This window comes from Streptomyces sp. SID8374 (genome assembly GCF_009865135.1).
Classification (GTDB): Bacteria; Actinomycetota; Actinomycetes; order Streptomycetales; family Streptomycetaceae; genus Streptomyces.
Genome location: NZ_WWGH01000002.1, coordinates 2,331,093 through 2,355,432, shown reverse-complemented (window position 1 = coordinate 2,355,432; position 24,340 = coordinate 2,331,093). Strand labels below are relative to the sequence as shown.

Sequence of the window (24,340 nt, the reverse complement as noted above, 5' to 3'; positions counted from 1 at the left end):
GAAGCGGGCCGGTTCCCCCTGGCCGGCGATATACACCCCCACCGAACCGATCAACACGATCAATTCGGCCAAAGTTCTTGAGCGGGTTGCGGGACGGCTGTTAGAAAGTGCCTGCCCGCTCAGAACAGTCGGATCCAGGGATCTGGTCAGCGCTCGGCGCACCGGTTCCACCGGAAACGAGACGCCCGACCTGGAGCTACCCATGCCTTCTGCCTGGTCCCGCCGTACGTTCCTCGCCACCTCCGCCGTGCTCACCGCCGCGGGCGGCAGCGCCTTCGCGCTGGCCGCACCCGGCAACGCCGGCACCGCGACAGCGGCCGACGATCCGTACGCCGCACTGCGCGCCACCTGGAGCGCCCTGATCCTCGGCGAGGGGTTCAGTCCGACCGCCGAACCCTTCAAGAGCCGGCTGGCGACGCTGGGCACCCAGGCCCGGGGGTGGCTGGACACCATGGCTCCGGCGAACGGGGCGCTGTGGCCGGACGCCGTGTACGCGGACCCCGACCCGAACACCGACCCCGAGTCGTACGGCTTCTCCGCGAAGATGGCCGACAGCTTCATCCGCCTCAACACGATGGCGCAGGCCTACCGGCAGCAGGGCACCGGCCTGACCGGGAACACCGGGCTGCGCGACGCGATCGTCACCGGCCTCGAACACCTCAACAGCCAGGTCTACAAGGCCGGTCAGGTGCGGTACGGGAACTGGTACAGCTGGCAGATCGGCGCACCGCAGGCCCTGCTGGACGTGTGCGTGCTGATGTACGACGCCCTCACCCCGGCGCAGCTCGGGCGCTACTGCGCCGCCGTCGACCACTTCGTACCGGACTCCGCCGTGGCCTCGTACACGGGGACCAGCACCGGGGCGAACCGGGTCGACCTGTGCCGGGTGCTGGCCCTGCGCGGCGTCGTCGGCGGGACGGCCGCCAAGATCGCGCTCGCCCGGGACGCCCTCTCCCCCGTCTTCCCGCTGGTCACCAAGGGCGACGGCCTCTATGGCGACGGCTCGTTCATCCAGCACACCACCGTGCCCTACACGGGCAGCTACGGCTCGGTGATGCTCGGCGGGCTCGGGCTGCTGTTCGCGCTGCTCAAGGGGACCACGTGGGAGGTGACCGACCCGAAGCGGCAGGTGGTGTTCGACGCGGTGGAGAACGCCTGGGCGCCGTTCCTCTACAACGGGCTCGTCATGGACTCCGTGGCGGGCCGCGCGATCAGCCGGGGCGAGGTCGACGACCACCGGCGCGGCCACCCCATCCTCGCCTCGATCGTGCTGCTCGGCCGGGGCGCGTCGGCCGCCGAGAACGCCCGGTGGCGCTCGCTGGTCAAGGGCTGGGCCCAGCGCGACTACTACAGCCCGCCGCTGAGCAACCCCTCCCTCAACCTCACCGCCCTGTCCCGCCTCAAGTCCGTCCTGGACGACACCTCGCTCACCCCGCTCCCCGAGCCGGAGGGCCACCGCCTCTTCCCCGACATGGCGCGGGCCACCCACCGCCGTCCGGGCTGGGCCGCCGCCCTGTCCATGGCCGACCGGCGGATCACGTACTACGAATGCGGCAACGGCGAGAACCTGCGCGGCTGGCACACGGGGTCGGGGATGCTCTACTGGTGGGGCGACACCTTCGCCAACGGCCAGTACAGCGACGCGTTCTGGCCCACCGTCGACCCGTACCGGCTTCCCGGCACCACGGCCTCGCGCAAGCCGCTGGCCGACGGGGCGGGCGGCGACTGGGGGGCGGCGCTGCCCGATGTGAACTGGGTCGGCGGGGTCACCGACAAGAAGCGGGCGGCGGTGGGGCAGTACCTCAAGGGGCTGTCCAGCACGCTGCTGGCGAAGAAGTCGTGGTTCTTCCTGGACGACACGGTGGTCTGTCTGGGTGCCGGTATCCGCTGCCAGGACGGTACGGCGGTGGAGACCACGGTCGACAACCGCAACCTGGGGCCGACGGGGAACGCCCCCTTCACCGTCGACGGCTCGGCGAAGCCCGTCACCCGCCCGTGGTCGGCGACCCTCACCGACGCCTCCTGGGCCCATCTCGGCGGGCACGGCGGTTATGTCTTCCCGGGCAGGGCGACCGTCAAGGCGGTGCGCGAGAACCGGTCCGGGCGGTGGCGCGACATCAACACCGGGGGCTCCACGGAGACGCTGACGCGCACCTATCTCACCCTCTGGGTCGACCACGGCCAGAACCCGGCGGACGCTTCGTACGCCTACCAGCTGCTGCCCGGCGCCTCCGAGCAGCGGACCGCCGCCCGGGCCGCCGACCCCGGCTGGCTGCGGGTGCTCGCCAACACCGATGACCAGCAGGGGGTCTCGGTCCCCTCGCTCGGGCTGACCGCCGTCAACTTCTGGTTCGGCGGAAGCGTCGGGCCGCTCGTCGCGGACGCCCCCTGTTCGGTCATGGTCACCGAGCACACCGACGGCACGGCCACCGTCTGCGTCAGCGACCCCATGCGGATGCGGACGAGCCTGACCCTGACCTGGAACAGGGCCGTCGCCTCCGTCGTCTCGAAGCCGTCGACCGTGACCTCGGCGACCACGGGCGCTTCGCTGCGGCTGGTGTTCGGCGATCTCTCCGGTACGCGGGGGGCCACGCAGACGGTGAAGGTGCGGCTGACCTGATCCCAGGGGCGGGGAAGGCGAGAGGGATACTGACCGCCGGAACGACGGAACGAGGGATGCGGCCATGACAGAGGACCACCGGACAGGACCTCCTTCCTTCGGTGACGAGCGCGAGACCCTGCGGGCCTTCCTCGACTACCACCGGGCGACCCTGGCCATGAAGTGCGAGGGGCTGACCGACGACGAGCTGCGCCGGAAGTCGATGCCTCCCTCGACCCTGTCGCTGCTCGCCCTGGTCCGTCATATGGCGGAGGTGGAACGGGCCTGGTTCCGCCGGACCTTCGAGGACCACGAGGCCCCGATGGTCTGGTCGGAGAAGGTCGACTTCCAGGCGGCGTACGACGCGAGCGCGTCGAACCGGGTGGAGGCGTTCACCGCCTGGGAGGCCGAGGTCGAGACCTCGCGGCGGATCGAGAGGGAGGCCGGCTCCCTGGCTCTGGCGGGCTACCAGCCCCGGTGGGGCGAGGAGGTCTCGCTCCGGATGGTCATGGTGCATGTCCTGCTGGAGTACGGCCGTCACAACGGGCACGCGGACCTGCTGCGCGAAGGGGTGGACGGGACGGTGGGCGCGTGAGGCCGTACGGAGGCGGTCGCGGGCCAGGTCGGCGGCGGGGATTTCGGGCTCCGTCGTCGCCTGGCACCGGGCTCGTAGACTCGCCCGCATGACCCAGCAGCAGATAGCTCCGGCCCTTGTTCCCGCGTTCGCACCCGACGGCACACTGCGCGCGTCCATCAACCTCGGCAACCCGATCCTGGCCAGCCGGAACCCGGCGGGCGGCGACCCGGTCGGGGTCTCGGTCGACCTCGCGTACGAGTTCGGGCGGCGGCTCGGGGTGGGCGTGGAGCTCGTGGTCTTCGAGAGGGCGGCCGCTTCGGTGGACGCGGTGAGGGCGGAGAAGGCGGACATCGGGTTCTTCGCCGTGGACCCCGCCCGGAGCGAGGGGCTGCTGTTCACCGCTCCCTATGTGCTGATCGAGGGCAGTTACCTCGTACGCGAGTCCTCCACGCTGACCGGCAACGGGGAGGTGGACGTCAAGGGGACTCGGATCTCGGTCGGTTCGGGCAGCGCCTACGACCTCTTCCTCACCCGGGCGATCGAGAACGCCGAGATCGTGCGGCGGCGGGGCGCTCCCGCCGCGCTCGCCGCCCTGCGGGAGGGAGAGGTCGAAGTGGCCGCCGGGATCCGCCAGTTGCTGGAGAATGAGGCCCGGCGCGCCCCCGGCGTACGGGTGCTGCCCGGGCGCTTCATGGTGATCCAGCAGGCCATGGGCATCCCGGCCCCCCGGGGTACGACGGCGCAGGAGGTGCTGGCGTCCTTCGTGGAGGAGATGAAGGCGAGCGGGTTCGTCGCCGACTCGCTGGAGCGGCACGGCATCGAGGGCGCGCTCGTGGCACCGGCCGCCCCTCTGGCCGTCTGACCCGCGCCTCGCCTCGGCGCGGGTCAGCTCCTCTCCTGGCCCTCCGCCTCCTCGCCGAGCAGGCGCCGGGCCTTCTCCCGCAGGCGCTGGCGGTGTTCGGGGTCGGTCGCGCGGTCGGCGGCGCGGCCCAGCTCCTCGGCGCGTTCACGGGTGCGGCGGGTGCGTTCGAGCGGGGTGTCGGGCAGGTCCATGAGGGTCTCCTCCGTCGTGGTTCCTCCGTCGGCAACCTGGTGTTGCGTGCGCGGTCGGAGCCCCAGCGTCACCGGAGTCGGTCCGGACCGCATCTCCTGCGGTTACGTACGGTGACAACTGACGTGAGGGGCCGTTTCGCCGCCGGTCAGTCCAGCGGGCCGCGCAGCGCGGTGGAGTTGCTCCGCCAGGCGGCGAGCAGACGCGCGGCGAGGCGGTCCTCCAGCAGTCCGGTGGCCTCGATCCCGAAGGCGATGTCGGCCTCCAGGTGCGGTTCGTCGGCGAGCAGTCCGCCGATGACGTCGCGGCGTACGACCTGTTCGTGCACCGCGTCGGCCTCCACGTGTTCGTCGTAGAACCGCTGGGCGGCCGGCCCCGCGCCGACGCGTTTCAGCGCGGCGGCGAGCCGGCGGGAGCCGGGTGAGGAGGTGACCTCGACGGCGGCGAAGTGGCCGACGAGGGCGCCCCTGAGCGAGCGGTGCAGTCCGAACAGGGACATCAGGTTGACGGTGGCGAGCACATCGGCGGGTGCGGCGTCGAGGTAGTGCCCGTACGCCGTCTCCAGGGACAGGTCGTCCATCAGCTCGGCGTACAGGCGGGCATGGATGTCCGCTTCCCGTCCGGCGCCGAACTCGTCGAACTCGACCGCCACCATGGCGGCCTTGGCCCGTCCGTACAGCCGGGGGATCACCCAGGCGTGCGGATCGGCCTCCTTGAGGTGGTAGAGCGAGCGCAGGGCCGCGTACTCGCGTAGCTGCCACAGCTCGCCGTGGTTCTGGAGGAAATGGCTGACGCTGTGGCCGTCGTCGCCGACGGGTTCGACGAGCAGACCGGCGAGCGCGGCGTCCACGTCCCCGTCCCTGCGGGCGTCCGCGCGGAGGGCGGCGAGGAAGGGCTGCTCCAGGGAGCGGCGCAGGCCGAGCAGAGCGGGGTCCCACTCGTGCTCCTCGTCCACGTCCGCGAAGCCCTGGTAGTGCAGTTCGTACAGGACGTAGAGGGCGAGCTGGAGGTCGTCACCGTAGGGGTCCGCGTCACCGGCCGCGTGGGCCCGGGGGGCCTCGCCGGTGCGCAGAGCGGCGATGACCTCGCCGGACAGCGGTCCGCGCGGGGCGGGCAGCGGGGGGCTACGGCGCCTCGGCTCACGGTAGGCGGTCATCAGGCGGCTCCATCGGTACGGTCGGTCCCGCTCTCGGCGGGTTCCGGTTCCGGCTTCACCCGGCGCCGGTGGCTGGTGTCGCACCACGGGTACGTACGGGTCTTGCGGCAGGTGCAGATCGCGGCGGTAAAGCGGCGCGAGGTGTAGAGGGTGCCGTCGTCGCCGACCACCTCGACGGGGCCCTCCACCAGGAGCGGCCCGTCGGTACCGAGGGTGACGCGGGCGGGGCGGGCGGACCGTTCAGGGCTGCTCGGCACGGATGACCACCAGCTTCTCCTCGTCGGTGTGGGCGTCCAGGAGGCCCCGGCCGCGCAGCCAGGGAAGCCGGGAGAGCAGGACGGGCCCGAACGGCACGCTCGCCGTGTCGCTCACCTCGGCCTTGAGCCCGCCTCGGGACAGGTGCCGCAGGGTCGCCTCCGTACCGGTCAGGTCGGAGTGGACCAGGAGCAGCACGCCGCCCCGGCGCAGGAGGTAGGGGGCGGCGTCGCAGATGCGGTCCACCACCGCGCGCCCGTCGTGCCCCGCGTCCCAGGCGCGGGCGCTGCCGCGCCGGGGCGGCGGGCCCAGCGGTGAGGGGACGTACGGCGGGTTGCTGAGCACCAGGTCGTACGTCCGTCCCGGGACCGGGTCCACGAGGTCGCCCCGGTGGACGGTCACCCGCTGCCGGGCGAGCAGCGCGTTCAGCCGGGCGGTGAGGACGGCCCGGCGGCCGACGTCGACGGCGGTCACACGGGCGCCCCTGCGGGCGGCGGCCACGGCGAGGAGGCCGCTGCCGGTGCCGAGGTCGATCACGTCGGAGCCGGGGCGGACGGTCTCGCGGGCCAGGGCCTTCAGCAGCAGATGGGTGTCGTGCTGGGGCGCGTAGACACCGGGCAGGGTGCGTACACCCTGCCGCCGGGAAGCGGCCGACGTGGGCACAGCAGCGGTCACGGGTACCTCCTGCACGCGTCGGACGCGTGAATCGTGGGTCATGCCACCCGTCAAGGCTCCGCTCCTTCGGTCCGGGGCGCCAATCGTGAGTTCGCAGAGCGTGACCGGTACTCGGGGCCGGCCGACGTAGCGAGTTCCCCTGCCGGACCCGTTCACACCTGCGAAACCCGGTCGGTGACAGGGCGGCGGAAGAGGCCACGGCGCGTGACAGGGCGGGGCCCCGTACACGGATGTACGGGGCCCCGCCCTGTGAGGCGTTCCTCCTGCGTCAGCGCCTGCGCGAGGTTCCGGTGCGCAGGCCGGAACCGACTCCTGCCACGTGCAGGGCCAGCAGCGTCAGACCGATGAGCATGACATTCGTCGATGCGAACACATCGTTCGTCGAGATGTCCGCCGCGTTGATCAGGAAGGCGATGAAGAACAGAACTGCCGCGGCTATACCGAGCATGGGTGATTCCCTTCCTAGTGTGGTGAGACCCATGTGCCCTCGAATCGCGGGTTCAGACAGCGGAGGGCGCGCCTTGGGGGCGTGAGCACATCGCGGCAGTGCCCCGTTCGCCACCCTCGCGCCCTGCCGGGGGCCCCGGGCCGCGGCGAGGATGAGCCGACCGCACAAGATCCCGGCGAATCCGCGCACCCGTCCTCCGGCGGGTGGACCTGCGGTGGAAGGAATCCACGTTGCTGCTTCTCATCTCCCCCGACGGTGTCGAAGAGGCCCTCGAATGCGCGAAGGCGGCGGAACACCTCGACATCGTCGACGTCAAGAAGCCCGACGAGGGCTCGCTCGGCGCGAACTACCCGTGGGTCATCAGGGAGATCCGCGGTGCGGTCCCGGCGGACAAGCCGGTCTCCGCGACCGTGGGGGACGTGCCGTTCAAGCCCGGCACGGTGGCGCAGGCGGCGCTCGGTGCGGCCGTCTCGGGTGCCACGTACATCAAGGTCGGCCTGTACGGGTGCACGACGCCCGACCAGGCCATCGAGGTGATGAGCGGGGTCGTGCGGGCCGTGAAGGACTATCGGCCGGACGCGTTCGTCGTGGCCTCGGGCTATGCCGACGCCCACCGGATCGGCTGCGTCAACCCGCTCGCGCTGCCGGACATCGCCCGTCGCTCGGGTTCCGACGCGGCGATGCTGGACACCGCGATCAAGGACGGGACGCGGCTGTTCGACCATGTGTCGCCGACGGCGTGCGCGGAGTTCGTCCGGCTCGCCCATGAGGCCGATCTGCTCGCCGCCCTGGCGGGCAGCGTGAAGGCCGAGGACCTCGCGACGCTGACCCGCATCGGGACGGACATCGTGGGTGTGCGCGGCGCGGTCTGCGAGGGGGGCGACCGGAACGCCGGGAGGATCCAGCCCCGGCTGGTGGCCGCCTTCCGGGCGGAGATGGAGCGACACGCCCAGGAGCACGCGGCCACCGTGGCCGCCCTCTGACCGCCGGCGTGGGCGCCCGTGAGCGCTTCGCCGTTCTCGATCCGGCGACGGGCGAGGCCTTCGACGAGGCGCCCGAGCAGCGGCCGGAGGAGCTGGACGGTGTGGTCGGCCGGGCTCATGAGGCCTGGCTGAGCTGGCGGTCCGATCCCGCCGCCCGGGCCGCCGCCCTGCTGGCGTCGGCGGACGCGGTGGAGGCGGCCGGGGCGGACCTCGCGCCGCTGCTGACCCGGGAACAGGGCAAGCCGCTGGCCGAGTCGTACGCGGAGGTGGCCCGAACGGCGGCCCGCCTGCGCCACTTCGCCGGGATGGCCCCCGAGGTGCGGACGATCGAGGACGGACGGCCGGTGCACAGCGAGATCCGCTGGCGGTCGCTCGGTCCGGTCGCCGCAGTCGTCCCGTGGAACTTTCCGCTCCAGCTCGCCTCGGCGAAGTTCGCGCCCGCGCTGGCGGCGGGCAACACGGTGGTGCTCAAGCCCTCCCCCTTCACCCCGCTCGCCACCCGGCTGCTGGGTTCCGTCCTCTCAGCCACCCTCCCCGAGGGTGTGCTGACGATGGTCACCGGCCGCGAGCCCCTGGGTGCGCGCCTGGTGTCGCACCCGGGGATCCGCCATGTGACGTTCACCGGTTCGGTGCCCACGGGGCGGGCCGTCGCCTCGGCCGCGGCGCCCGGCCTCGCCCGGGTCACCCTGGAGCTGGGCGGGAACGACGCGGCCGTCCTGCTGGACGACGTGGATGTGGAGCGGATCGCGGACCGGCTGTTCTGGGCGGCGTTCCGCAACTGCGGGCAGGTGTGCATGGCGGTCAAGCGCGTGTACGCCCCGGCCCGGCTGCACTCCCAGGTGGTCGAGGCGCTGGCGGCACGCGCGAGGACCGTGGTCGTCGGGGCCGGTCTCGACCCGGGTACGGAGCTGGGGCCGCTCAACAACGCGGCCCAGCTGGACCGGGTGGAGCGCTGCACGGCCCGGGCGCTGGCGGACGGCGCCCAGGCCGTGGCGGGCGGCCACCGGCTGGACCGGCCGGGCTACTTCCACGCCCCGACCGTCCTGGCCGATGTGCCGCCCGACAGCGGGGTGGTGACGGAGGAGCAGTTCGGTCCGGTGCTGCCGGTGCTGTCGTACGGGAGTCTCGACGAGGCCGTAGCGGCGGCCAACTCCACCCGTTTCGGGCTGGGCGGTTCGGTGTGGGGGACCGACCTGGACCGGGCCGGGGCGGTGGCCGAGCGGCTGGAGTGCGGGACGGCGTGGATCAACCACCACGCCGAACTGTCCCTCGCCCAGCCGTTCGCGGGCATCAAGGAGAGCGGTGTCGGCGTCGCGGGCGGCCCGTGGGGGCTCTACGGGAACCTCCGGCCCTTCGTCGTACACCGTCCTCAGGAGGTGTGCCCATGAGGTTCGCCGCGGCGGTACTGCGCTCGTACGAGGACCCGTTCGCCGTCGAGGAGGTGATCCTGAACTCCGGGCCGGCCGAGGGGGAGACCCTGGTCCGGATCGCGGGGTGCGGGATGTGCCGGACCGATCTGGCCGTCCGGCGTTCGGCGGGCCGCTCACCGCTGCCTGCGGTGCTCGGCCATGAGGGGTCCGGGGTGGTGGTGGAGACGGGCGGCCCGGCCACCGGCCTCGTTGCCGGTGACCATGTCGTGCTGAGCTTCGACTCCTGCGGGCACTGCCGGAGCTGCCTGGGCGCGGCCCCCGCCTACTGCGACCGGTTCGCCGCGCTCAACCTCTTCGGCGGGCGCCCGGAGAACGCCTCCCGGTTCACCGACGCGGCCGGGGGCGCTCTGGCCCCCCGGTGGTTCGGCCAGTCCTCCTTCGCCGCGTACGCGATGGTCCCGGCCCGCAACGCCGTACGGGTCGATCCCTCGCTCCCCCTGGCCCTGCTCGGGCCGCTCGGCTGCGGCTTCCTCACCGGGGCCGGAGCGGTCCTCAACTCCTTCGGCGCGGGCCCCGGCGACACCGTCGTGGTCCTCGGCGCGGGAGCGGTGGGCCTGGCCGCGGTGATGGCGGCGACCGCTTCCGGGGCGGTGGCGGTGGCGGTCGACCGGCACCCCGAACGGCTCGCCCTCGCCGAGAAGCTGGACGCGGTCCCGGTGCGCGCGGACTCCGCCGACCTGCCGGGCCACATCCGGCGGCTGACGGACGGCGGCGCGCAGTACGCGCTGGACACCACGGCTTCCCCGCGGCTGATCAACGACGCGCTGCGGGCCCTGTGCCCGAGGGGCCACCTCGGCCTGGTGGCACGGCTGCACACCGTGCTGCCGCTCGAACCGGGGACCTTGGACCGGGGCCGGAGGATCTCCCACATCTGCGAGGGGGACGCGGTGCCGGGACTGCTGATCCCCCGGCTGACCGCGCTCTGGCAGGCCGGCCGGTTCCCCTTCGACCAGCTGATCCGTACGTATCCGCTCGACGACATCAACGAGGCCGAACGCGACTGCGAGGCGGGCCTCGTGGTCAAACCGGTCCTCATTCCGCATCAAGCGTGATCTCTACTCGCACCAAGAGGAGTGCACATGGTCGATACAGCGCACCGGAACACCGGTGTGGAGGGTGTGGCAGGAGGGGTCGGTGTGACCGCCCTTCTGGTCGCCGCGGCGCGGGCCATCGAGACCCACCGCCCCGACAGCCTGGCGCAGGACGTCTACGCGGAGCACTTCGTGCGTGCCGCACCGGCGTCCGAGGGCTGGCCGGTCCACCCCCGGGAGGTGCCGGACGGGGAGACGAACCCGCTGTGGGGGCGGTTCGCGCGGTACTTCGGGCTGCGGACGCGGGTCCTGGACGACTTCCTGCTCCAGTCGGTGCACGCGGGGGGCGCCCGGCAGGTGGTGCTTCTCGGGGCGGGGCTGGATTCGCGGGCGTTCCGGCTCGACTGGCCGCCCGGCTGTGTGATCTTCGAGATCGACCGGGAGCAGGTGCTGGCGTTCAAGCACCAGGTGCTGGGCGGTCTTTCGGCCGCCCCGAAGGCGGCCCGCGTACCGGTCCCGATGGATCTGTGCGACGACTGGGCCGGTGCCCTGCCCGGCGCGGGCTTCGACCCGGCCGCGCCGAGCGTCTGGCTGGTCGAGGGGCTGCTGTTCTATCTGCCGCCCGCCGCCGAGACGTATCTGATCGATACGGTGGACCGGCTGAGCACAGAGGGAAGTGCGCTGGCGTTCGAGGTCAAACTCGACAAGGACCTCATGGAGTACCGCGACAGCCCCCTCTACACGTCGACACACCGCCAACTCGGCATCGACCTGCTGGACTTGTTCGCCAGGGAGCCGCGGCCCGACTCCGCCGGTGATCTGGCGGACAAGGGCTGGTCCACCGCCGTCCACACCCCCTTCGACTTCACCCGTCGGCACGGGCGCGGACCGCTGCCGGAGCCGAACGACGCACTGGCGGGCAACCGGTGGGTGTTCGCGGACAAGCCGGGGCGGACGTAGAGACGGACTGTGTACGCCGCGTCTCCGGGGCATAGGCAGGGCCCCGGGGAGGTCAGTCACCTTTGTGCGTCGCGGAGTCGGAGCAGGTAGGTGGCGGTGAGTGCGACGGCGCGGTCCGCGTCGTGCGACAGCTCCGCGAGGGCGCGTGAGGCCACCGTCCCCGGGATGCCGGCCAGCGCCTGGGTCAGCCGGCCGCGTGCGGGCGGTTCGGTGGTGTCGTGGGCGAGGCGGTCGAGGAGCAGGGTCGCGATCCGGTCCGCCGCCGGGGTGTCGGCCGCGAGCACGCTCAGCGCGTCGGCCGCGTCGGTGTCGTTCCTCCCCTCCACGACCATGTCGACGAGGGTCGGGACGGCTTCGGCCTCGCCCCGTGCACCCAGCGCCAGCGCCGCCTGCCCGCGGAGCACGGCGTCGGGGTGCGCGAGGGCGTCCCGCAGATGCCCGGTGGCCTCATCGCCGGGCATCTCGGCGAGGGCCCGGACGGCGCGCTCGCGCACCTCGGCCACCGGTGAGCCGATCCCCTCCGCCAGCAGGGCCGGGGCGGCTTCGCCCGACCGTGCGAGCGCCCAGCGGAGGGCCCCGGCGACGTAGGGATCGCTCTCGGCGAGGACTCCCTCGACCAGGGCCTCCACCGGCACGGGAACCTCGTCGGCCGAAGAGGCCGAGGAGAGGGCCGCGCGCTGACGCGCGCCGGCGCTCTGCGACCCCAGCGCCTGGAGGAGCGTGACGACCTGGAGGGCGTCCCGCCAGCCGGTGGGCTCCGCGGCATGGATCCGGCGCAGCCGCGTCAGCAACTCCGTCTCCGCCGCGATGCGTTCGCGCGTCCGGCGGATGAGGTCGTCGACGAGCGCCGAGGGCGTGAAGCCCGGGTCGTCGAGAGCGCGTTTGACCTCGCGCAGCGTCAGCCCCAGCGCGCGCAGGCTCTCGATGTGGAAGATCCGCCGGATGTCCTCCTCGGAGAACTCCCGGTAGCCGGAGCCCGTACGGCCCGAGGGGCGCACCAGACCGAGGGACTCGTAGTGCCGGAGCATGCGGGCACTGACCCCGGACCGCCGCGCCACCTCACCGATCAGCACGCCCTATCGTCCCTCCTGGCCGGCGCCGCCGAGGGCCACGACGCGCTTCGCCTCCTCGATCGCGTACGTGAATCCGGCGTCCGGGTCGCGCCGGAGCCGTTGTGTGGCGAGCGCGTGCACCCGGATGCGCGGGTCGGCGGCCGTCGTCGCGGCGAGCAGGGCGGGCTCCATCGCCTCCCCCAGCGCGACCAGTGCCCGGCTCAGGCTCAGCTGTGTCTCCTGCCCACCGCGCCCGAGCTGCGTCACCAGCACGGTGGCCAGTGCGGCCTCCTCGCCCTCCGGTACGAGCAGGGCCGCGGCCCGCCAGGCGCTCCGGGCCACCTCGTCGTCGGCGTCGGTCAGCAGGGACCGGGTGATCGCCGGCCACGCCTGCCGGTCCCCGATCTTGGACAGCGTGTGCAGGGCCTGGCTCCGTGCCTGCGCACGCTCCGAGTGGAGTTCGCGGAGCAGGGCCGGGAGTGTCAGGCGGACCGGGTGGCGGGTGAGTGCCCAGGTCAGCATGTCCCGCACGAAGAACTCGGGCTCGATCGCACACCGCCCGACGAGCGGGTCCACGTTGTCCGGGTCGGGTGTCGTCCCGATCGCCAGGGCGGCCCGCAGCCGCACGGACGAACGGTCGTCCTCCAGCGCCCTGAGCGCCCGTACTGCCTCTGTGTCCTGTCCTGTGACCGTCATCGCGATCACCTCCTCTGCTGGCAGTGAAAAGCCTGTCACGGTGTCAAGGTCAAGCGGGAACGGGTATCGAACACCCGGGCGGTGACATTTAGGTAAGCCTCACCTAATATGACGACTGTCGTCTTCGGGTCCCCACGCGAGAAGCCGGTATCCCCACTTCTTTGTCATTCGTCCAGGCACGGCTGCCCCCAACCGCTGTGCCCTGCCCTCCCCGAAGGAGACATGCAGCGCATGTCCATGCCCCGCCGCGGCCGCCTCGCCGCTCTCGCCGCCCTGACCGCCGTGTCCATGGGCACCGGCGTCCTCGCCGTTCCCGCCTCGGCCGCACCGAAGGCCCTCGCCGCCGCGCAGGCCCAGCAGGACCAGCAGGCCGGGACCACCTCGGCGGCCGCCCCGATCCTGGTGTCCGGCGGGTCCTCCTGGGGCTTCAAGAAGTCCTGGTTCGGCTACGTCACGGGCAGCGGCGGTACGGTGACGGTGGCCGGCGGCGCCACCAAGGACGCTGCCGGGCTGATCGGATACCCCGTCAAGCACGGTTCGGTGGACCCGGCCAAGGCCAACGCCGATGTCCGCTTCGGCGGCTCGGTCACCTACGCGGTGCCCAGCCACGGCATCACCGCCATCACCCTCGCCAACCCCCGGGTCGTCCTCAAGAACGGCGTGGGCTCGCTCTTCGTGGACGTGACCACGGACCTGGAGGCCGGCAAGGACCCGGTCGCCACGGCCGGAGTGGAGCTCGCCACCCTGAAGGCCTCGGCCGGAGCACTGAACGGCGCCGCCCTCAACTGGACCGGGATCGCGTCGGCCCTCACCGCCAAGGGCGCGGAGATCTTCGCCTACCAGGGCCGGCCCATGTACGAGCCCGGCTCCGCGCTGGACCCCGTCGCCGTCGCCGGCACCACCAGCGTCCCCACCCTGACCGTCAGCCAGGTCACCAAGCTCGGCGCAGAGACCCAGGTCACGGTCGAGGGCAAGGGCTACCAGCCCGGCCGCGGTGTCTACCTCGCGCAGTCCGTCGCCCTGAACGGCACCACGTACCCCAGCGTCTACGGCAACGCCGCCTGGGTCCGCCAGGTCGGCGCCGACGGCTCCTTCACGGTGACGGCGAAGCTCACCGAGACGTTCACCTCCGGCACCACCACCGTCGACTGCCGTACGACCGCCTGCTTCGTCACCACCTTCAACTCGCACGACGGCACCGACGCGACCTGGATGCCCTCGCGCGCCCAGGACGTCGCACAGCCCCTCTGGTTCGGCGACGCCGTCCCGGCCGCCGTCGTGACGCGGCAGCCCGCCGCCCGTACCGCCCGCTCGGGCGCCGACGCCGTCTTCACCGCCGACGCGACCGGCTACGACTCGGTCCGCTGGGAGCGCAGCGCCGACGGCGGCAAGACCTGGAGCACCGTCGCCGGGGCCGCCACCACCACCCTGACGGTGAAGGCGAGCGCCGCGCTCAACACGCACCGCTACCGCGCCGTGTTCGTCAACGCGTCCGGCGAGACCGCCACCTCGGCCGCCACGCTCACCGTCTCCGCCGTGCCCGCCCGGATCATCTCCTTCAACGCCTCCCCCGAGCCGGTCGCCAAGGGCGGCAAGCTGAAGGTGAGCGGCACCCTCCAGACCGCCGGCGCCACGAGCAACGCCTGGGCTCCGCTGGCCAAGGCGTCCGTCGTCATCGAGTTCCAGGCGAAGGGCGCCAAGACCTGGAGCAAGGCCGCCACCGTCACCACCGACAGCAAGGGCGCCCTCGCCACCTCGGTCACCGCCAAGGCGGACGGCACCTGGCGTGCCCGTTACGCGGGCACCGCCGACCGCGCCGCCGCCGTCAGCGGCACCGACTACGTGGACGTCAAGCTGCGGACCTCGGTCTCCGGCTTCGACGCCTCCCCGGAGCCGGTCCGCAAGGGCCGCACCATCACGGCCAAGGGCACCCTGCGCAGCCTGGACGGCACCTGGAAGAACACCTCCGGCCAGTCCGTGAACATCCTGTTCCAGGCCAAGGGCTCCAAGAAGTGGACCAAGCTGGCCACCGTGCGCACGAACAGCAAGGGCGTCTTCACCAAGGGCTTCACCGCCAAGAAGGACGGCACCTGGAAGGCCGAGTTCAAGGCCACCTCCGCCCGTCTGGGCTCCACCAGCGCCACCGACTACGTCGACGTCCGCTGACCCCCCGGCAGGCCCGTACACCCTCCCCGGACGGCCGGTCACCGCAGGCAACTCGCCCGCAGGTGACCGGCCGTCCGGCCGTGCGCCCGCTCCCCCGCGCCCGTAGGCCGAACGGGCGGGCCCACCGTTCCCGGCACGCCGCTCCGGGTGTTTCTGCGCCGGGAGCGTGCCGCTGTCGTGATCGTCTCTGACCACCGCCTCCCTCCCTGTGCGGCCCGCCCACCCGATCAGTCCTGACGAACCGCATCCGTACGGGGTACGAGTCCGGAAGGAGTGACGAATGGTTCGCCCCCTGAGCGGAAGGACGTGAGATGGCCCGCATCCAGGCCGTGGAGCACTCCTTCGCCGCCTGTCCGCTCCCGGCGGGCCCCGGCCCCTCCACCACGGCGGCCACGGCCGTCGACGCGGACGTGGTCGGCGCCGTCCTGCGTACCGCACGGGCGGTCCTCGCGGAACGGGTCGCGCAGGCGTCGGAGATCGACGCCTCGTTCGCCGGGGACCTGGCCGGGCGGGTCGCCGACTTCACGCTGGACGGGGGCAAGCGGATGCGCCCGAGGCTCCTGTGGTGGGGGATGCGGGCCTGCGGCGCTGCGGACGCCGGGTCCACCGCCGCCGCGCTGCGGCTGGGGGTCGCGCTGGAGCTGATCCAGACCTGCGCGCTGATCCACGACGATGTGATGGACCGCTCGCGGCTCCGCCGGGGCAAGCCCGCCGTGCACATCGGCCTCGCCACCCGGGCGGGTCTCTCCCCGGACTCCGAACGGGGCTCCGCCTTCGGCACCTCGGCCGCCGTGCTGGCCGGGGACCTCGCGCTGGTCTGGGCCGACGACACCGTCGCGGAGACGGAGCTGCCCGCCCCCGTACGCCACCGGATCCGGTCGATCTGGCGCTCCCTGCGGACCGAGATGGTCGCCGGGCAGTACCTGGACCTGCACGGCCAGGCCACCGGCGGCTCCTCGGCGGCGCGGGCCGTGCGGACCGCCTGCCTCAAGAGCGCCCTGTACTCCGTGGAGCGGCCCCTGGCGATCGGGGCGGCCCTGGCCGATGCCGATGAGCGCACCACGACCTCCCTGCGCTCGGCGGGCCGGTGCGCGGGCATCGCCTTCCAGCTCCGGGACGACCTCCTCGGCGTCTTCGGCGACCCGGATCTGACCGGGAAGCCGTCCGGCGACGACATCCGCGAGGGAAAGCCGACCTATCTCCTCGCCGTCGCCCGGGAGCGGGCCGAGGCCGCGGGCGACGAAGGGGCCCTGGCCGTCCTCGGCCACACGGTGGGCAACGCCGATGTCACCGAGGAGGATCTCGCGGACGTACGCAACGTCTTGGAGGCGACCGGCGCGCGCGGCCATGTGGAGCGGAAGGCCGAGCGCCTCCGCGACCACGCCGTACGCCGCCTGGGCGAGGCCGTCGATGTCGACGCGCACGGCGGACGGCAGCTCCTCGGTCTGCTGCACACCGTCTCCGGGGGCCGCTCCGGGCACTCCCCCGCCACCCCCGACGACACCCGCGGGCACGACAGCCGGGTGGCGGCCCGGGTCCTGACCACGGCCGAAGGAGGACGTATCCGGTGATCACGGTCAAGGGACCCGTCGACCATGTGGTGGTGGTAGGCGCCGGTCTGGCGGGGCTGGCCGCGACGCTCCACCTCCTCGGCGCGGGCCGCCGGGTGACGGTGGTGGAGCGCGACCCCGGGCCCGGCGGGCGGGCCGGGCTGCTGGAGTCCGGCGGCTACCGCATCGACACCGGTCCCACCGTGCTCACCATGCCGGACCTGGTGGAGGAGGCCTTCGCGGCGGTCGGGGACCGGCTGGCCGACCGGCTGGAGCTGATCAGGCTGGACCCCGCCTACCGGGCCAGGTTCGCCGACGGGAGCCAACTCGACGTGCACACCGACGGGGCCGCGATGGAGGCGGCGGTGGAGCAGTTCGCCGGGGCCCGGCAGGCGGTCGGCTACCGGCGGCTGCGCAGGTGGCTGGAGCGCCTCTACCGGGTGCAGATGCGCCGTTTCATCGACGCCAACTTCGACTCGCCGCTCCAGCTCGCCCACCCCGACCTGGCCCGCCTCGCCGCCCTCGGCGGTTTCGGCCGACTCGACGCGCGGATCGGGCACTTCGTCTCGGACGAACGGCTGCGCAGGGTCTTCTCGTTCCAGGCGCTGTACGCCGGTGTCCCGCCGGCCCGGGCGCTCGCCGCGTACGCCGTCATCGCCTACATGGACACGATCGCCGGGGTGTACTTCCCCGAGGGCGGCATGCACGCGCTGCCGCGTGCGCTGGCGGACTCGGCCGCCGAGGCGGGCGCCGCGTTCCGCTACGGGCAGACGGTGACCCGGCTGGAGCGTTCGGGTGACCGCGTCACCGCCGTCGTCACCGACCAGGAGCGCATCCCCTGCGACGCGGTGGTCCTCACCCCCGACCTGCCCGTCACCTACCGGCTCCTCGGCCGCGCCCCCCACCGGCCCCTCCGCCTGCGCCACTCGCCGTCCGCGGTGATCCTGCACGCGGGCACGGACCGCACGTGGCCGGATCTGGCGCACCACACCATCTCGTTCGGCGCGGCCTGGAAGGGCACCTTCCGTGAACTCACCCGCACCGGCGAGCTGATGTCGGACCCGTCGCTCCTCATCACCCGGCCCACCGCGACCGACCCTTCCCTCGCCCCGCCGGGCAAGCACCTCCACTATGTGCTGGCTCCCTGCCCGAACACCGAGGTCGGGCCGGGTGTACGGGAGTGGCGGGAGCTGGGGCCCCGCTACCGGGACGAGCTGCTGGCCGAGCTGGAGCGCCGGGAGATGCCCGGACTGGGTGCGGCGATCGAGGAGGAGGGGCTGGTCACGCCGGTCGACTGGACCGAGCAGGGGCATGCGGCGGGCACCCCGTTCTCCGTGGCCCACACCTTCCCGCAGACCGGCCCGTTCCGGCCGCGCAACCTGGTGCGGGGCACGGTCAACGCCGTCCTCGCGGGGTGCGGCACCACGCCTGGCGTCGGCGTGCCGACCGTCCTGATCTCCGGGAAGCTGGCCGCTCAGAGGATCACCGGCCCCCTCACCGACCGGAAAGGCACCGCTGCATGACCGTCCGTGAACTCGACGCCGCCGGCATCCGTGAACCCGCCCTCCGTGCGGCGTACGCCCGCTGCCGGGAGCTCAACGCCCGCCACGGCAAGACGTACTTCCTCGCCACCCGGCTGCTCCCCGTCGACCGGCGCCCGGCCGTCCACGCCCTGTACGGCTTCGCCCGCTGGGCCGACGACATCGTGGACGACCTCGACTCCACGGCCACGCCCGGGGAGCGCGCCCGTGCCCTGCTCGCGCTGGAGGCCCAGCTGGAGGCGGGGCTGCGGCGGGAAGGGGCGACCGAGCCGGTGATCCGGGCGCTCGCCGACACGGCACGGAGGTACGGCATCGACCGCGTCCACTTCACCGACTTCCTGGCCTCGATGCGCAGCGATCTGACGGTCGGCGGGTACGCCTCGTACGAGGATCTGGGCCGGTACATGCACGGTTCGGCCGCGGTGATCGGCCTTCAGATGCTGCCGGTGCTCGGCACGGTGGGGCCGCGCGAGGAGGCCGCTCCGCACGCGGCCGCGCTCGGTGTCGCCTTCCAGCTGACGAACTTCCTGCGGGATGTGGGCGAGGACCTGGACCGGGGCCGGCTCTATCTGCCGGCGGAGCTGCTGGCCGCGCACGGGGTCGACCGGGAGCGCTTCGAGTGGAGCAGGCGGACAGGGGTGCGGGACGCGCGGATCACCGACGTGCTGCGGGCCGCCGCCGCCCACAACCGGGCGGTGTACCGGGACGCCCTGCCCGGGATCGCGATGCTCGCGCCGGTGTCGCGGCCCTGTATCCGTACGGCGTTCGTGCTCTACAGCGGCATCCTGGACGCGATCGAGGCCGACGGGTACGCGGTCCTGCACCGCCGGTCGGTCGTGCCGCGCCGACGGCGGGCGGTGGTGGCGCTGGACGGGCTGGTACGGGCGGTCGCCGTACGCGCGGTGCGCCGGCGCGGCGAGGAGAAGGCACCGGTCGCGGGAGCCTGTGCCTCCCCGCCGTCCCGGCCGCGTGTGGCCCCCGTACGTGAGGAGGCGGTATGAGCCCCGGGCCAGGACGCCCCAGCCGTATTCCGCTGCGGCTGCGGCGCGCGCCCGTGCCGTGGGAGCGGCAGGCGCCGACCTGGCGGGAGGCGAAACCGGGGCTGATCGCGGACGCCCTCAAGCGGGCGCAGAGCCGGCCGTCCGGCAACTGGTACGTCATCGGCGCCTCGCGCGACCTGCCGCCCGGCCGGACCCTCGGCGTCACGGTCGGCTCCACCGAGGTGGTCGCGTGGCGGGACGCCGAGGGGAGGCTCCGCACCGGGCCGGGCGCCTGCCCGCACCTGGGGGCGCCCCTGCGGGACAGCCCCGTCCGCTGCGGCACGCTGGTCTGCCACTGGCACGGACTGGCCCTGGACGGCGGGCCGTTCGCGGGGTGGGAGCCCTATCCGGCCTTCGACGACGGGGTCCTGCTCTGGGTGCGACTCGACGCGGTGGGCGGCGAGACGCCTTCGGAGCGGCCGTACGTTCCGGTCCGGCCGAGGGTCCGGGACGCCGTGGAGGCGGTCTACTCCGGCGTGGGCCGCTGCGAGCCGGAGGACGTGGTGGCCAACCGCCTCGATCCGTGGCACGGGGCGTGGTTCCACCCGTACTCCTTCGTGGATCTGACGGTGACCGGAACGCCCGCCGACTCCCCGGCCCACTCCCCGGCGGACGACGACGGGTTCATGGTCGACGTCTCCTTCAAGGTGGCCGGGCGGCTGGTGGTGCCGGTGCGGGCCCGGTTCACGGCGCCCGAGCCCCGTACGGTCGTCATGCACATCGTCGAGGGCGAGGGCGCGGGGTCCGTCGTGGAGACCCACGCCACTCCCCTGGCCCCGGACGAGCGGGGGCGGCCCCGCACCGCCGTGACGGAGGCGCTGGTCGCGGCGTCGGACCGGCGCGGGTTCGCGGTGGCCCGGGCGGCCGCGCCGCTGCTGCGCCCGCTGATGCGCGCCTCGGCCGGGCGGTTGTGGCGGGACGACCTGGCGTACGCGGAGAGGCGCTGGGAGCTGCGCGACAGCGGGCGGTTCCCGGGCTGAAGGGCTGAGGGGCCACGAGGCCCCCTCCCTCAGTCGGCCCCCAGCGCCGCGAGCCGCCGCAGGGCCGCCGAGCGCCCGGCGCGCGGAACGGTCCAGAGCGTCTGCCCGCGTACGCCCCACCGCTCCAACAGGGCGTTCGCGGCGAGGAATCCACTGGTGGCCGCGCGTTCCATCAGCGCCACCGGCAGCCCGGTGCGGACCATGTCCCCGGCCACCGTGACAGCCGGGTCGGGGGTGCGCACGCCCGGCCGGTCCCGGTAGCCGCCCACGGGGAACATCGGGCAGTCCGCCCGCCACTCGTGGCGCTCGTCGACGATGCGGGCGCTCCGTGTCTCCGGGTAGATCCGGTGGAGTTGGCGCAGCACCTCGGCCTGTAGGGCGCCCCGGTCCGCGTCCGGTGCGACGGCGTACGCGTGCAGTTCGACGACCGACCCCTTGGTGCGCCGGGCCCAGCGGGCGGCCTCGCCCTCCCAGCGCTCCAGGACGCTCACGTTGTCCAGGGGCCCGTAGCCGCTGGTGCCCAGGAATCCCGGCCGGTCGTACGCCACCGGCCGGTCGGTCCAGAGCCGGGAGACCAGGAACGGCGGGGCGGTGCGCAGCCCGTCGATCCTGGCCCGCCACTCGGCGTCGCCCAGCTCCGGGGAGGCGCCGACGACGTGGCGCAGGCCGCCGCTGTCCAGGGCGAGGACGAGGGCGTCGTACCGCGTGGTGCGCTCGTCGGTGGTGACGTCCAGTCCGCCGTCGGACAGCGGCCGCACCTGCCGGACAGGGGTCCCGGTGCGTACGTCGGCACCGTGGCCCTCCAGGTAGCGGTGGAGCGGGTCCCACAGTGCGGTGGGGAACGGCTCGTCGGGGACGTCGAAGAGCAGGCCCTCGCTGGAACCGAGGAAGTAGATGTGGAACATCAGCACCAGCTCCGCCGCCGACAGTTCGCGCGGATCGGCGAAGAAGCTGCGGGAGAACACCTCGAACGCCAGGTGGTGGGCGGCTTCGGGGAAGCGGATGCCGGTGAGGAAGTCATGGGCGCTGATGGAGTCGAGGCGGTCGTAGACCTCGGGGACGCGGACGTCCAGCAGTGGCAGGGCGGCGCGCGGGTTCATCCGGACCAGGTCGCGCAGACCGAAGGTGGGGCTGAGCGCGACGAACCCCAGGGCGCTGAGGGGAGGGGTGCGCGGCACCCGGGCGAAGCTGTCGTGGAGGCCCGAGCTGTGCCGCAGCGGGTAGTCGGGCAGCCGGGTGAGCGAGTCGAGGCCCGGGTCGACCCGGCGCAGCAGGCCGCGCAGGTTGTAGTACTGCCGGAAGAAGGCGTGGAAGCCCCGGCTCATGGTGACGGTCGTGCCGTCGGCGAGTTCGGTGGGCCAGCCCGCCAGCCGTCCGCCCAGGCTGCGTTCCCGCTCGTGGAGGGTGACGCGTACGCCGCGCTCGGCCAGCAGGGTGGCCGCCGCGATCCCGGCGATGCCGCCTCCGACGACCGCCGCAGTGGGGGCGTCCTGCGGTGTGAAGCGGGCGCGGCCGTCAGGGGCGGGCACCACGGCCGCCCGGCGGTCCCGGCCGCGCCGCTGCCCCGTTCCGGTGTCGCGCGGAAACATCACGCCCCCTCCCCGCGCGGCCCACGAAGGTGTGGGTGATCCCGGTCTGCCAGCCGGGCAGCGGGAGGATGCGTACGCCGGTGAATCCGGCCCTCCGCACCCGGTCGGCGAAAGCGGGGGCGGTGTCGAACTCGACGACGCTGCGCCGGAGATGGCGGTAGAGCTCGGCGTCCCCGGCGAGCCGTCCGGCGGGCTGGATGATCGCGGCACAGACCGTGTTCCACACGGCACGGTGGACGGGGGATCCGCCGAGCGTGTACTCGTGCACCGCGAGGCGGCCGCCCGGGGCGAGCAGACCGCGTACCAGGTCGAGGGTCTTGTCGGGGTCGGCGAGGTTGCGGAAGAGGTACCCGGCGAACACCGCGTCGAAGGAGCCGGGGCGCAGCCGGTCCGCCAGCTCCTCCACCGGGGCGTGCACGAAGTCGACGCCCGGTGGCCAGCTCTTCGCGGCCGCTCGGTCCAGCATGCCCGCGGAGGCGTCGACGCCGGTGATCCGGGCGTACGGTGCGGCGGCGAGGAGCGCGGCCGTGGAGGCACCCGTACCGCATCCCAGGTCCAGCACGCGGAGCCCGCGCCCGCCGTCGGGCAGCCCCAACCGGCGGGCGGAGCGGCGCAGATGGGCGTGGTAGCCGGGGCTGGCCGCGACGAGCCGGTCGTAGGCGCCGGAGCCGTGATCGAAGGCCGCGGACAGTGCGTCGCCGCGCAACAGGGTCATGGGGTGCTCTCTTCGTGGCCGGTCGGTGGGGGTTGGTTTCTCGCTCTGAAGGGGAGTTCGACGACGGTCCGCAGCATCGGGACGACCGGTGTGCGCAGGCCGATCAGCAGGTCCTCGTGGAGGTGGGAGCTGCCGTCCAGGAAGCGGAGCAGCCGTTCGCCGGGGACGGTGCGGAAGAGGCGGGTGAAGAAGTCGGCGCCGTCGACCCGGCCGCTGTCCAGCGCCCGCAGCATGACCGCGTCCATGGCTCGGGGCCAGGCCCCGTACGGCGCGGGCATCCGCAGCTCGCGTCCGGCGCGGAGTCGGCCCGCGATGGCCCGGCTCTGCCGCTGCACGGCCGCGAAGGTGTAGCCGGTGGAGGGGCGGGTCGCGCCGCCTGCGGTGCCGATGCGGTGCACGGACCGCCCCTCGTGGGGCGGAAAGCGGCCGTCGGTCATGGGGATGACGCCGCGTTCCTGCGCCGTGATCCGGAACTCCCCTAGTTTCAGGACCTCTTGGGTGTAGTGGCGCAGGGCGCGCAGGTACTGCTCGGTGCCCAGCGGGGCGGGCGAGAACTCGGTGTACTCGACCAAGGCGGTGTGCGGGTCGAGGGGGAGCACGTAGCCGAAGGAGAGTCCATGTGCGGGCTGCGGTGTGCGGAAGTCCATCAGGTCGGCGGTCGTCGGGTCGAAGGAGGGGCGCTCGGTGCGGACGAACCAGCCCATGAAGTGCTGGAGCAGGGTGGTGCGGGCGGGCGGCAGGCGGACGGGCGGGCGCGAGTCGAAGACCCGGCGGCCACGGACGAGAACCTGCCCGCCTCGGGTGAGCACTTCGGCGCCGCCGTCCGGTGCGTCGCGTACGGCGGTCACCGTGGCCTCGATCCGGCGGAAGGCCGGCGCCTGGGACAGACGTCGGCCGACCATTGCCTCGAAGGCGTCCGAGCGCAGCATCTTGTAGCGGAAGGGGAACGGGTCGCTCACCGTGGCGGTCCCGTCGGCCGCCCGCACCCGCAGCCGTGGCCACGAAGCGGCGAGGGCGGAGTCGTAGGCTCCGCCCGGCGGCTCCCAGTAGCACCACGTGCGCGGCGGCGGCCTCAAGGGCCCCGGCGGGGCGTCGACGAGCACGACCGACAGCGGTACGGCGCCGCCCGGCGGGCACAGGTGGTACGCCAGGCTCAGCCCGGCCGCTCCGGCGCCCACGATGACGACGTCGGCGTCAGGCACGGCTCCCCCTCTCGGTTGGACGGGTACGGATCCTTCCGGCTGGACCGGTACGGAATCCTTCCGTACCGAGGGGCCGGACGGATGCGTGCGACGCGCCGTGACAGGCCCTAGGTCGCGGTGTGGTCCGGGTGGCCTCGCGTGCGCCGGTCCTCCTTCATCTCGGCCTCGTACAAGTGGTCACGGCCCTCGGCGAGTTCGCCCCGGATCTCCTCCTCGACCGTCCGGAACACGTCGTAGTACGTGGCGTTGTACTCCTCGACGATCTGGAAGGTCCAGTGGCCGGGGATGACGTTGCGCCCGAGGATCTCCCGCTGGACCCGGTCGGCCTGGTCCCCGTGCCCGGCCTCGCGGAGCAGCCGTACGGCGTCGTCGAGGGTGAGGTCGGCGCTGCCGGTGAGCTGGTGGAAGGTGTAGAGGGCGCCCCGGGCCCGTTCGGTAGTCTCCAGCGCCTTCGACAGGGCGCCGAGCGCCTCGACGGTCGTGTCGGTGACGCCTTTCGGGCGCTGGTGCGCCCGGTCGGGAGGCCGGGTCTCTGCGTTCATGGATCTCCTCGTCGACACGTCCGGGCGGCGGTTCACCCCCTCCACCTTCCTCGTCAGGCGCCCGGCACACCTGCGGGGGGCGCCACCCGGAGCAAGGGTTTT

At 73.3% G+C, this 24,340-nt stretch carries 23 protein-coding genes; 12 read left to right on the top strand and 11 right to left on the bottom strand.

What is annotated here, in order from left to right:
* Positions 1–202: 202 nt before the first annotated feature.
* The 3 genes from GTY67_RS33745 to GTY67_RS33735 all read left to right on the top strand — a co-directional run bounded on the left by GTY67_RS33745 (position 203) and on the right by GTY67_RS33735 (position 4,038).
* Entirely contained in the window at positions 203–2,620 is a 2,418-nt protein-coding gene (locus GTY67_RS33745) for a polysaccharide lyase 8 family protein (RefSeq protein WP_161281554.1), read from the top strand.
* Positions 2,621–2,684: 64 nt separating this feature from the next.
* On the top strand, positions 2,685–3,194 hold the full coding sequence (locus GTY67_RS33740) for a DinB family protein (protein WP_161281553.1): 510 nt from the start codon (positions 2,685–2,687) through the stop codon (positions 3,192–3,194).
* A gap of 88 nt (positions 3,195–3,282) precedes the next feature.
* Entirely contained in the window at positions 3,283–4,038 is a 756-nt protein-coding gene (locus tag GTY67_RS33735; RefSeq protein WP_161281552.1) for a transporter substrate-binding domain-containing protein, read from the top strand.
* Between the two features lie 23 nt (positions 4,039–4,061).
* Here GTY67_RS33735 and GTY67_RS34740 read toward each other — a convergent pair whose 3' ends face one another.
* The 5 genes from GTY67_RS34740 to GTY67_RS33715 all read right to left on the bottom strand — a co-directional run bounded on the left by GTY67_RS34740 (position 4,062) and on the right by GTY67_RS33715 (position 6,761).
* Complete coding sequence (locus GTY67_RS34740) at positions 4,062–4,229, bottom strand: DUF6381 family protein (RefSeq protein ID WP_176727412.1); 168 nt, start codon at positions 4,227–4,229, stop codon at positions 4,062–4,064.
* A gap of 146 nt (positions 4,230–4,375) precedes the next feature.
* Positions 4,376–5,383 (bottom strand): iron-containing redox enzyme family protein, encoded by a 1,008-nt coding sequence (locus GTY67_RS33730; RefSeq protein WP_161281551.1) that lies wholly within the window; start codon positions 5,381–5,383, stop codon positions 4,376–4,378.
* On the bottom strand, positions 5,383–5,640 hold the full coding sequence (locus GTY67_RS33725; RefSeq protein ID WP_093688132.1) for a CDGSH iron-sulfur domain-containing protein: 258 nt from the start codon (positions 5,638–5,640) through the stop codon (positions 5,383–5,385). The genes GTY67_RS33730 and GTY67_RS33725 overlap by 1 nt, the downstream gene beginning before the upstream one ends.
* Complete coding sequence (locus tag GTY67_RS33720; protein ID WP_202462430.1) at positions 5,624–6,355, bottom strand: HemK2/MTQ2 family protein methyltransferase; 732 nt, start codon at positions 6,353–6,355, stop codon at positions 5,624–5,626. Before GTY67_RS33720 ends, GTY67_RS33725 begins: the two co-directional genes overlap by 17 nt.
* 226 nt (positions 6,356–6,581) lie before the next feature.
* Entirely contained in the window at positions 6,582–6,761 is a 180-nt protein-coding gene (locus tag GTY67_RS33715) for a hypothetical protein (protein ID WP_093688128.1), read from the bottom strand.
* Between the two features lie 230 nt (positions 6,762–6,991).
* Between GTY67_RS33715 and GTY67_RS33710 the strand changes: the two genes are divergently transcribed.
* Genes GTY67_RS33710 through GTY67_RS33695 form a run of 4 tightly spaced genes read left to right on the top strand, consistent with a single transcriptional unit; the run spans position 6,992 to position 11,165 of the window.
* Entirely contained in the window at positions 6,992–7,744 is a 753-nt protein-coding gene (locus GTY67_RS33710) for a (5-formylfuran-3-yl)methyl phosphate synthase (RefSeq protein ID WP_093688126.1), read from the top strand.
* 8 nt (positions 7,745–7,752) lie between these two features.
* Complete coding sequence (locus GTY67_RS33705; RefSeq protein ID WP_343238807.1) at positions 7,753–9,132, top strand: aldehyde dehydrogenase family protein; 1,380 nt, start codon at positions 7,753–7,755, stop codon at positions 9,130–9,132.
* On the top strand, positions 9,129–10,226 hold the full coding sequence (locus GTY67_RS33700) for an NAD(P)-dependent alcohol dehydrogenase (RefSeq protein WP_161281550.1): 1,098 nt from the start codon (positions 9,129–9,131) through the stop codon (positions 10,224–10,226). Before GTY67_RS33705 ends, GTY67_RS33700 begins: the two co-directional genes overlap by 4 nt.
* Before the next feature lie 27 nt (positions 10,227–10,253).
* Positions 10,254–11,165 carry a class I SAM-dependent methyltransferase gene (locus GTY67_RS33695; RefSeq protein ID WP_161281549.1) on the top strand — a complete coding sequence of 304 codons (912 nt, stop codon included), beginning with the start codon at positions 10,254–10,256 and terminating at the stop codon, positions 11,163–11,165.
* A gap of 56 nt (positions 11,166–11,221) precedes the next feature.
* On the opposite strand, the gene GTY67_RS33690 is transcribed toward GTY67_RS33695, so the two are convergent.
* Both GTY67_RS33690 and GTY67_RS33685 read right to left on the bottom strand, forming a co-directional pair.
* Complete coding sequence (locus GTY67_RS33690; RefSeq protein WP_161281548.1) at positions 11,222–12,238, bottom strand: MerR family transcriptional regulator; 1,017 nt, start codon at positions 12,236–12,238, stop codon at positions 11,222–11,224.
* A 3-nt stretch (positions 12,239–12,241) separates the two neighbouring features.
* The gene (locus GTY67_RS33685) at positions 12,242–12,913 is read right to left on the bottom strand and encodes a HEAT repeat domain-containing protein (protein WP_161281547.1); all 672 of its coding nucleotides are present in this window, start codon (positions 12,911–12,913) and stop codon (positions 12,242–12,244) included.
* 231 nt (positions 12,914–13,144) lie between these two features.
* Here GTY67_RS33685 and GTY67_RS33680 point away from each other — a divergent pair, with 231 nt between their 5' ends.
* From GTY67_RS33680 to GTY67_RS33660, 5 genes are all read left to right on the top strand, one after another.
* Positions 13,145–15,079: an HtaA domain-containing protein gene (locus GTY67_RS33680; RefSeq protein ID WP_161281546.1), complete on the top strand. Its 1,935-nt coding sequence runs from the start codon at positions 13,145–13,147 to the stop codon at positions 15,077–15,079.
* Between the two features lie 311 nt (positions 15,080–15,390).
* On the top strand, positions 15,391–16,650 hold the full coding sequence (locus tag GTY67_RS33675; protein WP_161281545.1) for a polyprenyl synthetase family protein: 1,260 nt from the start codon (positions 15,391–15,393) through the stop codon (positions 16,648–16,650).
* On the top strand, positions 16,647–18,152 hold the full coding sequence (locus tag GTY67_RS33670; RefSeq protein WP_161281544.1) for a phytoene desaturase: 1,506 nt from the start codon (positions 16,647–16,649) through the stop codon (positions 18,150–18,152). The genes GTY67_RS33675 and GTY67_RS33670 overlap by 4 nt, the downstream gene beginning before the upstream one ends.
* A complete protein-coding gene (locus GTY67_RS33665; RefSeq protein WP_093688108.1) occupies positions 18,149–19,171 on the top strand; it encodes a phytoene/squalene synthase family protein in 1,023 nt (340 codons plus the stop codon). Before GTY67_RS33670 ends, GTY67_RS33665 begins: the two co-directional genes overlap by 4 nt.
* Positions 19,168–20,190 carry a DUF5914 domain-containing protein gene (locus GTY67_RS33660; RefSeq protein ID WP_093688106.1) on the top strand — a complete coding sequence of 341 codons (1,023 nt, stop codon included), beginning with the start codon at positions 19,168–19,170 and terminating at the stop codon, positions 20,188–20,190. The genes GTY67_RS33665 and GTY67_RS33660 overlap by 4 nt, the downstream gene beginning before the upstream one ends.
* A gap of 29 nt (positions 20,191–20,219) precedes the next feature.
* Here GTY67_RS33660 and GTY67_RS33655 read toward each other — a convergent pair whose 3' ends face one another.
* The 4 genes from GTY67_RS33655 to GTY67_RS33640 form a co-directional block, all read right to left on the bottom strand.
* On the bottom strand, positions 20,220–21,779 hold the full coding sequence (locus tag GTY67_RS33655) for an NAD(P)/FAD-dependent oxidoreductase (protein ID WP_161281683.1): 1,560 nt from the start codon (positions 21,777–21,779) through the stop codon (positions 20,220–20,222).
* The gene (locus GTY67_RS33650) at positions 21,706–22,494 is read right to left on the bottom strand and encodes a methyltransferase domain-containing protein (RefSeq protein ID WP_237502974.1); all 789 of its coding nucleotides are present in this window, start codon (positions 22,492–22,494) and stop codon (positions 21,706–21,708) included. Before GTY67_RS33650 ends, GTY67_RS33655 begins: the two co-directional genes overlap by 74 nt.
* A complete protein-coding gene (locus GTY67_RS33645) occupies positions 22,491–23,696 on the bottom strand; it encodes a lycopene cyclase family protein (protein ID WP_161281543.1) in 1,206 nt (401 codons plus the stop codon). Before GTY67_RS33645 ends, GTY67_RS33650 begins: the two co-directional genes overlap by 4 nt.
* Before the next feature lie 107 nt (positions 23,697–23,803).
* The gene (locus GTY67_RS33640) at positions 23,804–24,238 is read right to left on the bottom strand and encodes a hypothetical protein (RefSeq protein ID WP_093688098.1); all 435 of its coding nucleotides are present in this window, start codon (positions 24,236–24,238) and stop codon (positions 23,804–23,806) included.
* Positions 24,239–24,340 lie beyond the last annotated feature (102 nt).